This window comes from Clostridium sp. K13, assembly GCF_019734195.1.
In the GTDB taxonomy this organism is placed as follows: Bacteria; Bacillota; Clostridia; order Clostridiales; family Clostridiaceae; genus Clostridium.
This window is the reverse complement of the sequence record NZ_JAASHM010000059.1, coordinates 1-12,653: the sequence shown is the minus strand read 5'-3', so window position 1 is coordinate 12,653 and position 12,653 is coordinate 1. Positions and strand designations below refer to the sequence as shown.

Genomic DNA, 12,653 nt, shown 5'->3' with positions numbered 1-12,653 from the left:
GAAAGATTGTCGCAAGCCAATATGCGTCTGCTAAGATGTTGGTTCGAAAGATTATTAAGCTCTCTTATGTATTAAGAGAGCTTTTTTTATTATTAGGGGGGGAATTTTTAAGTGAATAAAAATGGAATTTACATAATAAAAGATAAGTATTTTATAGATTTTCCAGATTCTAATTTAAAGCAAAACAAAGGGGAAAATAGACCAAGCTATTATGCAGTTAAAGAGGATAGTGGCATATTGTGGGTAATTCCAATGACAACTCAAGTAGATAAAATGAAAGAGAGAATTGCTAAAAAGGAGGCTCAAGGAAAGAAGTGTGATGTATTTCATGTAGAAAATATATGTGGAGCAGAACGAGGCTTTATAATAGGGGATATATTTCCTGTCTTAGAAGAATATATTGAACGTGAATATACAATATCTGATAAAGCGGTTGTAATAAAAAATGAAAGAGTTATAAAGGATATAAGAAAAAAAGCGAATAAGGTTTTAGCTTTAATTAGAAAGGGAATTAAATTACATAATAAGCAACCCAATGTACTAGAAATAGAAAAGAAGTTGTTAGAACGTATAAAACAATAATCAAACTGCGTGTTTTATCCAATAAAACTGCGTAAAAAATCAATATTACAAAAATAATATTTTATAAGGCTAGTAATATCAAGGATTTAATAAAAAACTTCGCATTTTCATACAATGACGCAGTTTTTTTATTTTGTTCATAAAATAATAAATGAACAAAACTAAAAAGGGGGTAGCAAATCGTTACTCCCTTTTTGCTTTTGATTATTAATTTTAATTGGTGCAAACTTGAACTAATTACCAAAGAAGCCGAGGGGGAATTTACCCTTGAGTGATTACCCACTAAAAATATTTAATAAAAAAGTAATAAAAAGTTATTGACATAGCCGTACTAGTACGGCTATAATAATTATAGGAGGTGAGCAAATGGAAAAACAAAAGAAAGTTAGATTTGAATTAAAAATAACAGAAGATGAAAAAAGAATGTTAAAAGCTTCAGCAGCTCAAAACGGAAAACCAGTTAATAAGTATGTTATTGATTTGGTAAAAGAAGATAATAAGAAAAAAGAAAAATAAAAAAAGCCCACCCATATGGATAGACTCTAACGTGACAATTAGATTATATCTTAATTGGGTGGTTAATTCAAGGAGGATTAATTACCAATGAACATAAAAACATTAAAAAATTACATAGAAAAATGTAATTCCCACAACGTTATACCAACCCTAAAGGGAGCAGTAATATATAAAAGATTTGGGGTGGTGAGATAATGGATAAAGAATTTAAGAAAGAATGGATAATTAAGATAATTAATAAAATTGAGGATAAAGAATATTTAGATTTTCTTTTCGGTTTTACTAAGGGATATGTTGATATTCAAAGAAAGAAAAGGGGAAATAAAAATGAAAAATAATAATTTAGATGAAATAATAATTAAATTATTAGAGATTCAAAATAAATTAAAATAATAACTTAAAGAGGATAACGTAAATTTGGCGTTATCCTTTTTTAAAAAAAAATTTCCCGCGGCGTCTACGAATGAATAAAATAAAATTAATATATTACATTTGGCAAATTAAGGAGCGTTTTACATGGATAATAAAAAACTACATGGATTTAGAAAAAGAGGAACTGAATTAGCTTTTAAAAGATATGCAGGAAACATAGTAGAAGTTAAAGAAGATATAATTCCTTATAGCAAAAGAGAATATGAATACTCAAATTATTTAACTAATTTTATTATGGCTGGAACTCCAGTAAAGAAAGAGATTCTTATTGCAGAAAATTTATTAAAAGAACTAGAAGAAGAAGCATTGAGAAAAGATGTTGATTTATCAAGTTTAATAACTATATATTTGCTTGAACAATTAGAAAGAAATAAACCAACAAGATTATTTGCAAAGGGGAAAACTAAAGGAAAATTAACTTATATTTTAAATAATTTATATGAGAATTCTAACTTTATACAATATGCAGAGAGTAAAGAAGAATTTGAAGAAAATATATTTTCAAATAGAGAAATAGAAGAAGTATTAACATATGAAACAACTATATTTGATGAATATATATATATAGAAAAATACCTGATGAATAAAGGCTATAGTAAAGAGCAGATAGAAGAGCTACAAAAAGAAGAGTGGCAAAAGTTTGGAAGAACTAAAAATAATGGCGTTTATATGGTAAAGCCATATTCATTAGATAGTGAGCAAAGCTGGGGAATAAATGGACGAGAAGTATTGAATTTTAAAAGAATGATTCCTGTTTTTGTATCAGTTAGATTAGGATTTCATTATATGTTAATGAAAAAACCAAATACACCAAAAACATATCAAGAAATAGAAGCATTGATAAATAAAGGGGGTAATAAGGTTTGGGATTCATACGTAAGATTTTTGGAAGAAGAGATTCAAAGGAAATACAATCCGAAAAAAGCAGAGTAGAAGTAATGAATGGTGGACCAGCAATATTCACTCAGTTTAGTGGCAATGCATATGAAAGTGATATTTATAGGTCAGCAGTTGATTCAATAGCAAGAAATGTGGCTAAGTTAAAGCCAGTTCATGTTGTAACAATAGATAGAAATAGAAAAGATGGAGATAATTCTTTAAACAGAATATTACAAGTAAGACCTAATCCATATATGACTTCATATGACATGATATATAAGATAGTAACTCATTATTATTTATACAATAATGCATTTGCTTATTTACAGAAAGATGAAAATGGAAAATTAACAGGAATATATCCATTAAGTCCAGTAAATATGGAATATTTAACAGACTTAACAGGAGAATTATATTGTAGATTTTTCTTTATTGGAGATAAGCAGGTAACACTACCTTTTAGAGATGTTTTCACCATAAGAAGATTTTATAATTCAAATGATTTATTAGGTGATAAAAATACGGCAATATTAAATACTTTGGATTTAGCACATACACAGAATGAAGGTATAGCAAATTCAATAAAATCTAGTGCAACAATAAAAGGATTATTGAAGTATAACCAAATATTAAGTCCAGAGAATTTAAAGAAAGAAAAAGAAGAATTTATAAAAGACTATTTATCCATAAGTAATAATGGAGGAATAGCTGCATTAGATAGCAAAATGGATTATGTTCCTTTAGAGATTAAAGGAACAGTTATTGATAGTGATCAACTGTTAGCAATAAAACAGAAAATATATGATTACTTAGGTGTATCAGAAAAAATTGTTAACAGTACATACAATGAAGATGAATGGTCAGCTTTTTATGAAAGTGTAATAGAAGCATTAGGAGTTCAAATTTCATTGGAATTAACGGATAAAATATTTACTCAAAGAGAACAAGCCTTTGGTAACTCAATAATCATGGAAGCTAATAGATTACAATTTGCTAGTAATACAACCAAAGTAAATATGTTAAAGGAATTAATGCCATTAGGATTATTTACAGTAAATCAAGCATTAGAAATATTAAATTTACCTAGTGTAGAAGATGGCGACAGAAGAGTACAAACATTGAATGTTGCTAATACGAAAATCGTTGATGAATACCAAATGAATAAAAAGGGGGTAAACAATGAAGGAAATAAGAAATACCCAAATACAGAGCAATAATGAATTGGAGTTAATAGGAACACCAATTGTATTTGAGGAAGAAACAATAATTAATGACCCTATGGGAAGTTATAAAGAAGTCATAAAACGTGGAGCTTTAGATTCGGCAGACTTGAGCGATATACGTTTATTATATAATCATGATTTAAATAAATTACCACTTGCAAGAGTACCAAAAACAATGCAATTTAGCGTTGATGATAAGGGACTTCATATGAGGGCAGTTTTACCAAATACCGAAGAAGCTAAGGCAGTACATACGGCAGTATGCAGAGGTGATTTAACTGGAATGAGTTTTACATTTAAAGTACCAAAAGACGGCAGTTTTTATGATAGCAAAACTAATACTAGAACAATAACTAAAATAGAAAAAGTTTATGAGTGTAGCGTAGTTCCTTTTCCAGCTTATCAAACAACATCAGTAGAAGCTAGAAATCAGATAATAGCAGAGCAGAATAAGGACAAGCAAAAAGATATGTTAAGAATAAAAGTAAATCAAATATTGAAAGGAAGTATTTAAAATGAAATTTAAAAATATAGCAGAAGCATTTAATTATTATAGAAATCATAGTAAGGCAGAAATTGAAAAGAGAACCGCAGAAATAGGAAATTTAATTAATACAGACCCTAATATAGATATTCAAGAATTAAATATTGAACTAGAGGGATTAAAACAAGCAAAAGAAAATATTGAAGAAAGAAGTCAAGGATCACAACAGTTTAATCCAATAACAGGAATGAGTTTTGCAGGAGCAACGGAAAGTGTAAAAGGAGATGTATTTGAAAGTACAGAGTATAGAAATGCATTTTTCAAAACAATGTTAGGGCAAAAGTTAACAGATGTAGAAGAAAGAACTTTTAAAAGAGCTATGGAAATAGTTGATACAGAAAAAAGAGCAGATGCATTTAGTACAACAACTAATAGTGCTGCAATTTTACCAACTCAAACATTAAATGAAATAATCAAAAAAGCTAGAACAATAGGAGGATTAATATCTCATTGTAGAAGCTTCAATATTCCATCTAATATATCAGTACCTATTGGAACACCAAGTACAAAAGCAAATTGGCATACGGAAGGTGAAAAGGTAGATTCAGAAAATCCATCAGAAAAAATTGCTAAAGTTTCATTTGCTGGATATGAAATAATAAAAATATTTTCTATTTCAGCAAGTTCAAAGAAAATGAGTATTTCAGCATTTGAGAGCTATATTATCGAAGAATTAACAAATTGTGTTATGGAGTGTATAGCAGATTCATTAGTAAACGGAACTGGAGTAAATCAAGGAACTGGAATAGCAACAGGAATTACATGGAATGGAGAAAATAGCTTTACATTTACAGATAATGTGGTTTATACAGATTTAACTAAAATGTTAGCAAAATTAAAAAGAGGATATTCAGCAGGAGCAAAATGGGCTATGAATAATGCAACTCTATATAATTCAGTTTATGGAATTGTAGATACTACAGGTAGACCAATATTTATAGCTGATCCAAAGAATGAAAATATAGGTTACATATTAGGAAAGCCAGTTATTATTGATGACAATATAGCAGATGACACTATATTCTTAGGTAACTTTAATTACTTAGGTTACAACATTCCAGAGGGCATAGTTGTAGAAACATCAAGAGAAAGTAGCTTTAAATATGGGGTAATTGATTATAGAGCATTAGCAATAGCAGACACTAAACCATTAGTTTCAGAAGCATTTATAAAATTATCAAAAGTAGAATAAAAGCAGGGGTGTCCAATTTGGACACCTTTTTAATAAAGAAGGTGAATAGATGATATTAACATTAGAAGAAGCAAAAGCAAAGTTAAGAGTTGATTTTGAGGAAGATGATGAGCTTATATCAGGATTTATAGAATCAATTCCAGATTATTTAGAAACTAAAACAGGTTCAAGATGGGAAGAAGAACCGATTAATCCATTAGTTAAAATACTAGCAGGGTATTTAATATGTTCAATGTATGACAATAACTTTGAACACTATGAAAAACCTATAAATAACCTTTTGATGGTATTAAGTTCAATGGCGAGGACTGAAAATGAGTGAAGTAATAAAAAGCAAAATAAAAGGATATAGGAAGCTAGAGGAAAAGATAATTAAAAAACATAATGAAAAAATACAGAAAATTGAAAAAATAATTAATATCCTAGAAAATAAATCTCAAATAAAAGAAGATGATAATTTTGAAACTATAGTATTTAAAAAATATTTAGAGTTAGAAAGTGTAAGAGCAGTAGCCAATTACATAAACGAATTAGGATATAGAGTTAAAACAAATAGTTATATTGGAGAAAGAAAATATATAGGCACAGATATAACAAAAATAATTTTAAGTGATTTAGATATAGATAAAGAGCTTAAAGAAGTTGTAAAACTTATTCAAGAATTAAATTATGAACATATGTCAAAAAAATGGGGGTGATGTAATGACAGAGCCTATAAAAGATAAGAGCGTAGTAAAAAATATAATGAAAAGTTTAGAAGGTGAAAACCAAAGAAACGCCATTATGTTTGGATTAGGGATATATTGCGGATTCAGAATAAGCGATATTTTAAATTTAAAAGTAAAAGATGTAAGAAGAAAGTGGAATTTAAAAATAAAGCAACAAAAAACAGGAAAGATGATAAATATTCCATTAAATAGAGAATTAAAGAAATTAATTGATGAATACACAGAAGATATGAAAGATGATGATTATTTAATCAAGAGCAGGAAAGGAATTAATCAACCAATAACAAGGACACAAGCTTATAGGATTATGAAAGAGATAGAAGAGTATTTTAATATAGAGAACTTAGGGTGTCATGGAACAAGAAAGACATTTGCATATTGGTTATATATGGACAATAAGAAGGATATAGGATTAGTTCAAAAGGCATTAGGACATCAATCAAGTGCAACAACATTAGCGTATATTGGTATGGATACAGAGAGATTAAATAATGCAATAAAGAAAATAAAATATTAATTTAGATTAAATAAGTAATGTTTTTTATATGAGGTTACATTGATATTTAAGAGTGTTAATAAATGGCATAGTATCAATTGCTAAGGTGGTGTAGGTGGGAGGTAACATTCTCATAGTAATAATACATTCAAGATAGATATAAAGATAAAAATAAAGGAGGAATAATGGCTAAAGAATATGCTAAAAGTTTCTACAATAGTATGAAGTGGATTAAGTGTAGGAAAGCATTTATGAAGAGTAAGAATTATATATGTGAGAGATGTGGAGATATAGCAAAGATAGTTCATCATAAGAAACATATAACACCAGATAATATAACAGACCCAAATATAACTTTAAATTGGGATAACCTTCAAGCGTTATGTTTAGATTGTCATAACGTAATGCATGGCAATAGCAATGCAACAATAAACGGAGTTACATTTGATGAGAATGGAGATTTAATCTATACCCCCCAGGTCAATGAAATGGGGCAAATAGTGTAACGTCGAGTGGCTACCTAATTAAGCCCCTCCAAGAAATTTTAAATTTTAGGGTAGGGTAAAACAAAGAAAGTAGGTGAATTTTAAGAAATGTTTGAGAAAAATGAAGAGATATCAAAAGAGATGAAGCAAGTTAAAAAAGTTTTAAAATTAATTCCAAAAGATAGGCTACCAATAGCACAAAATATTTATAATGAACTTTTATTCATTCAAAGGACTTTAGATAAATTGAAAGAAGAAGTTGAAACACAAGGAACAACAACATTATTTAAGCAAGGACAACAAGAATTTTTAAGAGAGAATCCAGCATTAAAGGGATATAATACAACATTAAAAAACTACAGTAATTTATCAAAGCAATTAGTAGATTTATTGCCACCAGTTAAACCAGTAGAAGAAGCAGATCCATTAATAACGTTCATTAATAATCAACAAAAAAAGGAGAATCCTAAAAAGAAGAAATCCAAAAAGGAGCAACCCAAATAATGAATTATGTTATTGAATACTTTGAAAAGATAAAAGCTGGTGAATATGTTGTATCTAATAGAGTGTACAAGCAATATGAGAAAATGGTAAATGATATTTACAATTCGGATAAATATATATTTGATGAAGAAAGAGCATTAAGACCAATAAAATTTATTGAAACATTTTGCAAACATAGTAAAGGTGAATGGGCTGGAAAGCCAGTAATATTAGAATTATTCCAAAAGGCTTATATATCAGCATTATTTGGATTCATAGATAAAGAAACTAATTTAAGAAGATATAAGGAAAGTATGTTTTATGTAGCAAGAAAAAATGGAAAGTCAACAATGCTTAGTGGGATAGCTGCTTACATGATGATAGCAGACAATGAAGCAGGAGCAGAAATATATTCATGTGCTACAAAGAAAGACCAAGCAAAGTTAGTATTTGATGAAACTCTAAATATGATAAATCAAAGTCCTTATCTATCAAAGCATATCAAAAAGAGAAAGAGTGATTTATATTTCCCTTTAACTATGAGTAAGTTCCAACCGCTTGGGAAAAATTCTGACACATTAGACGGATTAAATGCACATTGTGTAATTATAGATGAATTACATGGCGTAAAAGATAGAAATTTATATGAGGTAATGCAACAATCACAATCAGCAAGAAGGCAACCGTTATTAATAATGATAACTACTGCTGGAACAGTAAGAGAGTGTATTTTTGATGATATTTATGAGTATTCATGCAATATTGTAGATGGAACTTTCGAAGATGATACATTTTTGCCGATAATATATGAATTAGATAAAAAAGAGGAATGGTTAGATGAAAGATGTTGGAGTAAATCGAATCCATCATTAGGAGCAATAAAAAAGCTAGATGACCTAAAAAGGAAAGTAGAAAAAGCAAAGAATAGTCCAAAAGATTTAAGCGGGGTATTAACTAAAGATTTTAATATAAGAAATACCTTAAGTAATGCATGGTTAAACTTTGATGATATTAATAATACAGAAACTTTTGATATAAAAAACTTTAAAAATTTCTATGCAATAGGTGGAGCGGATTTATCCATAACAACAGATTTAACATGTGCAACATTATTATTTATAGATAAGGAAACAGAAAAAAGATATATACATCAAATGTATTGGCTACCTAGTGAAAATTTTAATGAAAGAGTTAAGATTGAAAAAATACCATATGATAAATGGCTAGAAAGAGGTTTGATAAGGCTATGTAATGGCAATAGCATTAATTATAGTGATGTTACGGCTTGGTTTATTGAAATGCTAAATAATTATGGAATAACACCTTTATGGATTTATTATGATAATTATTCAGCTAAATATTGGGTTGAAGAAATGAAAGCTCATGGCTTTAAAATGGAGAGATGTATTCAAGGGGCAAAAACTTTGAGCTTACCAATGCAACAGTTAGGGGCAGACCTTAAAGCAAAAAAGATTAACTATAATAATAATCCAATTTTAAAATGGTGCTTAACTAATACAGGAGTTTGTGAGGATAGAAACGGAAATATAGTACCGATTAAAAATCAATCAGCAAAACAACGTATAGATGGAGTAGCTTCAATGTTAGACGCTTATGTTGGTTTATATGAACATTATGAGGAGTTTATAAGAGCATTATAATTTATAAAAGAAAAGGTTGAAATAGTATGAGAAAAAATTTAAGAGCTAATTACATAGAACGTAACGGAAAAGCAAAGCAATATTATTATTCTGAAATGGTACAAGCTAGTGAAAAGGTAAGAATTGATATAAATAAGTCGAGTGATCCAGTTGAAATGTTAGAGTTAAGTTTACTATGTATTTACTTTTTAACTGGAGATAAATTATTTTACGAGCAGAATAGACAGAAATTAATTAACATTATTGCCAGTTATGATGGAAAAAGATTTAATTATGAAAATTAAAATTATTGAAAAGATAAGTATTAATTTGTGGAATATTTGGAAATGTGATGGTATAATAAATTTAAAAATAAAAAAAAGACCTCGCACTTTCAAATATACGACCAATATATTTGAAAGCAACTTAATAGGTACACGTACTACCTAAGAAGCATTGAAGCCTTTTAACTAAGGACAGTATATCATTTAGTTAAAGAATTTTCAAGCCTTTTAGGATAATACCTAGAAGGCTTTTTTTGTTTAACTAAATGAAGAGAGGTTATATACATGGGAATATTAAAATTAGAATATGATTTAGGATTTACACATATAGTACAAGCTTCAAAGGGAACAATGAAAAGACTTGAAGCAATTAGTCCAATAGAAATAAATTCAGAAGAATATAAAAATAAAAAAGATATATATTACACACCTAATACATTCAATTCACCAATAAAAAGGGAAAGAGAATATTTATGGCAATTACATAGATTTTATATTGATATAGACCATAAAGCAGGAACTGAACCAATAGACCCATTTGAAGTAGTTGGAGCAGTAGAGCAGTTAGTTGAAGAAAAGAAAATTCCACAACCAACAGAATATATAAATAGTGGTAGAGGAATACATATATATTGGGATATTAATAACTGTCATATAATGCTTTTAGACCTTTGGGAAAAGATAGAGAATCATTTATTTAACACAATAAAAGAATTGGAAAGAAGCATAAAAAATATATCAGTAGATACTAGAGTAAAAGACCCTACAAGGCTTTTAAGATTACCTGGAACTATAAACAGTAAAAATAACAGTAAATGTTACAGTATGCTTAAAAATGAGGGGAATATATACAATATATTTGATTTAAAAAAGGCTTATATAAAGGTGAATAAGCAATATAAGAAGAATAAAAGTAAAATTACCTATTTACCTACTAAAAACTTATATACGTTAAATATGAGCCGTATAGAAGATTTTAAGCATATAGTGAGTTTAAGAAATGGAGATATTAAAGGATATAGAAATACTTTAATTATGCTTTATAGTTATCATTATAGGCTTGTAAATGAGGTTACAGTTGAAGAGTTAATTAAAGTTACTAAGGAGTTTAATAAAAGCTTTAGAGAGCCATATAATGTAAAAGAATTAACTTCAGTATGCAGAAGTGTAAACAGAACTGTAAAACACTTTCAAGAGGATAATAGCAAAGGATATAAATTCACGCATAAATATATAATTAATGCTTTAGATTTACAGGAGCATGAGCAAAGAGAGCTATTAACCATAATATCTACTAGAGTTAAGTATGATAGAAAAAATAAAAAGAGAAATGAAGCAAGAAGAAATGAAAAAGGATTAACTTCAAGACAACAAGGCAAAAAGGATAGAATAAATAGTATATTGGAGTTAAAACAACAAGGTTATAATCAAAGCAAAATAGCAGAAAAGCTAGGGATAACAAGACAAGCAGTAAGTAAATTATTAAAAGAATTAAATTAATTTATATTTTGTCAACTGAAATGGGTCTTTATAAAGTGTGTATAGCGAACTTTTTCCGTTTTCTATTGATAGAATAAGATAATTAAATAGATATTAAGACCATGGCTCAAAATTGAGCAGTTAAAATTATAAAAAGGTTATTAGGATATGAGGGGGTTTCCCTTGTATCTTTTTTTATTTAAATTTTTACTGTATTATTTTTAATAAGTGAACAGTATCATTTCTAATAAATGAACATAGGGGGTATTGAGATGGATAATAAAAGAGAAATACAAACATATCCATTAACAGTTGGTAAAGATAATACTATAAAACAATTTGTTGAGAGGTTTTATATAGTACCAAGAGATATGAATTTTACTGAAGAAGAAAAAAAAATTTTAGAGAAATATTCTTGTTATATATCAAATCCGATTATAGCAGCAGGGAAAAATGGTTACATAGTTCAAAGAAGAGGAAAAAAATTAACCAAGGAGCAAGTAGAAATAATAAAAAATGATACTGGAAGTTATAGAGCAAAGGCAAAGAAATATAATTTATCACTTGGTACCATAAGTAAAATTATGAATGATAAATATTAAAGTAACGTTGCAGTAACGTTACAGTAACGCAATAGAAGAAGAAAAAGAATAAGAAAGAGAAGAAGAATAAGAAAGAGAAGAAGAATTAAGATGACTCGGAAATATTTCCGTCATTACATAAAATAAGAATATATTATTGAGGTAATATTTGGTAATATAATATATTATAATAGTTTATTTTTGTAATATATTTATTATAGGGGGTTACAGATGAATAGGGAGGAATTCAATCAATTAGATATAAAAGGTCAAGTTGACTATTTTAATGAGGAATTAAAGCAAGAGAATAATAATTTCAATGCTATATGTAAGAGCCTAGGAATATCAAAAAATACTATATTAAATAGATTTAAGGTTAATGGGTTTGAGCCATTAAGAGCAGGACAAAGGATAATAGGATTTTCCCATCACGTTGGGAAAGAAGAAAATAAGAAAACTTTAGAGTCGGATAACATGACTTTAACCACTCAAAATTGTTCAGTTGAAATAAAAAATTTAACTGCCGAAAATTCGGCTGTCAAAAATCCAATTTTGGATAGCGAAAAGTTGATGGTGAAAAATAAAAGTAAGGCGAGTGATCCAAAAGATATAAATTTAATTTTAAAGAGAATTGAGTTGCTGGAGCAAAAAGTTGAAACATTACAGAGTGAAAAATTGCATTTACATAAAGAGTTAGAGAGTGAAGGTATTCACTCTGATAAAAGTTTTATAAGTAGTTATGACAAAACTACAACTAAAACATTTAAAATTGATGTAGAAGTATATCAAGAGTTAGAAAAGATATTTGATAAATATAAGATGTATAAGAAGCAGGATATAGTTAGTAGTTTATTAAAATATGCGTTAGATAATATTAAGTAATATTTTATAATATTTAGTAATATAGAGAGTTATAAAAAATAGTATTTACTTTTACACTGATGGTGCTATAATAATAGTATAAAAGTGAATATCATTTGAAAGAATGAAAGATTGTCGCAAGCCAATATGCGTCTGCTAAGATGTTGGTTCGAAAGATTGTCGCAAGCCAATATGCGTCTGCTAAGATGTTGGTTCGAAAGATTATTAAGCTCTCTTATGTATTAAGA

17 protein-coding genes are annotated in these 12,653 nt (G+C 28.1%); all 17 read left to right on the top strand.

Translation table 11 applies throughout. The annotated features are described in order from the left end of the window. Positions 1-111: 111 nt before the first annotated feature. The 17 genes from cptIN (at position 112) to HCG76_RS18070 (ending at position 12,426) form a co-directional block, all read left to right on the top strand. Positions 112-582, top strand: coding sequence for a type III toxin-antitoxin system CptIN family toxin (gene cptIN / locus HCG76_RS18150; protein ID WP_221701668.1), 471 nt, complete (start codon positions 112-114; stop codon positions 580-582). A 366-nt stretch (positions 583-948) separates the two neighbouring features. Continuing rightward, complete coding sequence (locus HCG76_RS18145) at positions 949-1,098, top strand: type II toxin -antitoxin system TacA 1-like antitoxin (protein WP_221701667.1); 150 nt, start codon at positions 949-951, stop codon at positions 1,096-1,098. A gap of 194 nt (positions 1,099-1,292) precedes the next feature. Beyond that, a complete protein-coding gene (locus HCG76_RS18140; protein ID WP_221701666.1) occupies positions 1,293-1,436 on the top strand; it encodes a hypothetical protein in 144 nt (47 codons plus the stop codon). A 178-nt stretch (positions 1,437-1,614) separates the two neighbouring features. Beyond that, positions 1,615-2,463: a hypothetical protein gene (locus HCG76_RS18135; RefSeq protein WP_221701665.1), complete on the top strand. Its 849-nt coding sequence runs from the start codon at positions 1,615-1,617 to the stop codon at positions 2,461-2,463. Continuing rightward, entirely contained in the window at positions 2,394-3,626 is a 1,233-nt protein-coding gene (locus tag HCG76_RS18130; protein ID WP_260458196.1) for a phage portal protein, read from the top strand. Before HCG76_RS18135 ends, HCG76_RS18130 begins: the two co-directional genes overlap by 70 nt. After that, positions 3,589-4,146, top strand: coding sequence for an HK97 family phage prohead protease (locus tag HCG76_RS18125; protein WP_221701664.1), 558 nt, complete (start codon positions 3,589-3,591; stop codon positions 4,144-4,146). The genes HCG76_RS18130 and HCG76_RS18125 overlap by 38 nt, the downstream gene beginning before the upstream one ends. A gap of 1 nt (position 4,147) precedes the next feature. Then, complete coding sequence (locus tag HCG76_RS18120; RefSeq protein WP_221701663.1) at positions 4,148-5,368, top strand: phage major capsid protein; 1,221 nt, start codon at positions 4,148-4,150, stop codon at positions 5,366-5,368. A gap of 49 nt (positions 5,369-5,417) precedes the next feature. Then, positions 5,418-5,690: a head-tail connector protein gene (locus tag HCG76_RS18115; RefSeq protein ID WP_221701662.1), complete on the top strand. Its 273-nt coding sequence runs from the start codon at positions 5,418-5,420 to the stop codon at positions 5,688-5,690. Continuing rightward, the gene (locus tag HCG76_RS18110; RefSeq protein WP_221701661.1) at positions 5,683-6,066 is read left to right on the top strand and encodes a hypothetical protein; all 384 of its coding nucleotides are present in this window, start codon (positions 5,683-5,685) and stop codon (positions 6,064-6,066) included. The genes HCG76_RS18115 and HCG76_RS18110 overlap by 8 nt, the downstream gene beginning before the upstream one ends. Before the next feature lie 4 nt (positions 6,067-6,070). Next, positions 6,071-6,613: a tyrosine-type recombinase/integrase gene (locus HCG76_RS18105; RefSeq protein WP_221701660.1), complete on the top strand. Its 543-nt coding sequence runs from the start codon at positions 6,071-6,073 to the stop codon at positions 6,611-6,613. A 164-nt stretch (positions 6,614-6,777) separates the two neighbouring features. Then, on the top strand, positions 6,778-7,098 hold the full coding sequence (locus HCG76_RS18100; RefSeq protein ID WP_221701659.1) for an HNH endonuclease: 321 nt from the start codon (positions 6,778-6,780) through the stop codon (positions 7,096-7,098). A gap of 87 nt (positions 7,099-7,185) precedes the next feature. Further along, a complete protein-coding gene (locus HCG76_RS18095) occupies positions 7,186-7,581 on the top strand; it encodes a hypothetical protein (protein ID WP_221701658.1) in 396 nt (131 codons plus the stop codon). Beyond that, entirely contained in the window at positions 7,581-9,221 is a 1,641-nt protein-coding gene (locus HCG76_RS18090) for a terminase large subunit (RefSeq protein ID WP_221701657.1), read from the top strand. The genes HCG76_RS18095 and HCG76_RS18090 overlap by 1 nt, the downstream gene beginning before the upstream one ends. A 26-nt stretch (positions 9,222-9,247) precedes the next feature. Then, complete coding sequence (locus tag HCG76_RS18085; protein WP_221701656.1) at positions 9,248-9,505, top strand: hypothetical protein; 258 nt, start codon at positions 9,248-9,250, stop codon at positions 9,503-9,505. Positions 9,506-9,769: 264 nt separating this feature from the next. Beyond that, positions 9,770-10,984, top strand: a complete 1,215-nt coding sequence (locus HCG76_RS18080) for a hypothetical protein (protein ID WP_221701655.1) — start codon at positions 9,770-9,772, stop codon at positions 10,982-10,984. A gap of 251 nt (positions 10,985-11,235) precedes the next feature. Beyond that, positions 11,236-11,565, top strand: a complete 330-nt coding sequence (locus HCG76_RS18075; protein WP_195949458.1) for a hypothetical protein — start codon at positions 11,236-11,238, stop codon at positions 11,563-11,565. Positions 11,566-11,775: 210 nt separating this feature from the next. Beyond that, positions 11,776-12,426 carry a hypothetical protein gene (locus tag HCG76_RS18070; RefSeq protein WP_221701654.1) on the top strand — a complete coding sequence of 217 codons (651 nt, stop codon included), beginning with the start codon at positions 11,776-11,778 and terminating at the stop codon, positions 12,424-12,426. The last annotated feature ends 227 nt before the right edge of the window (positions 12,427-12,653 follow it).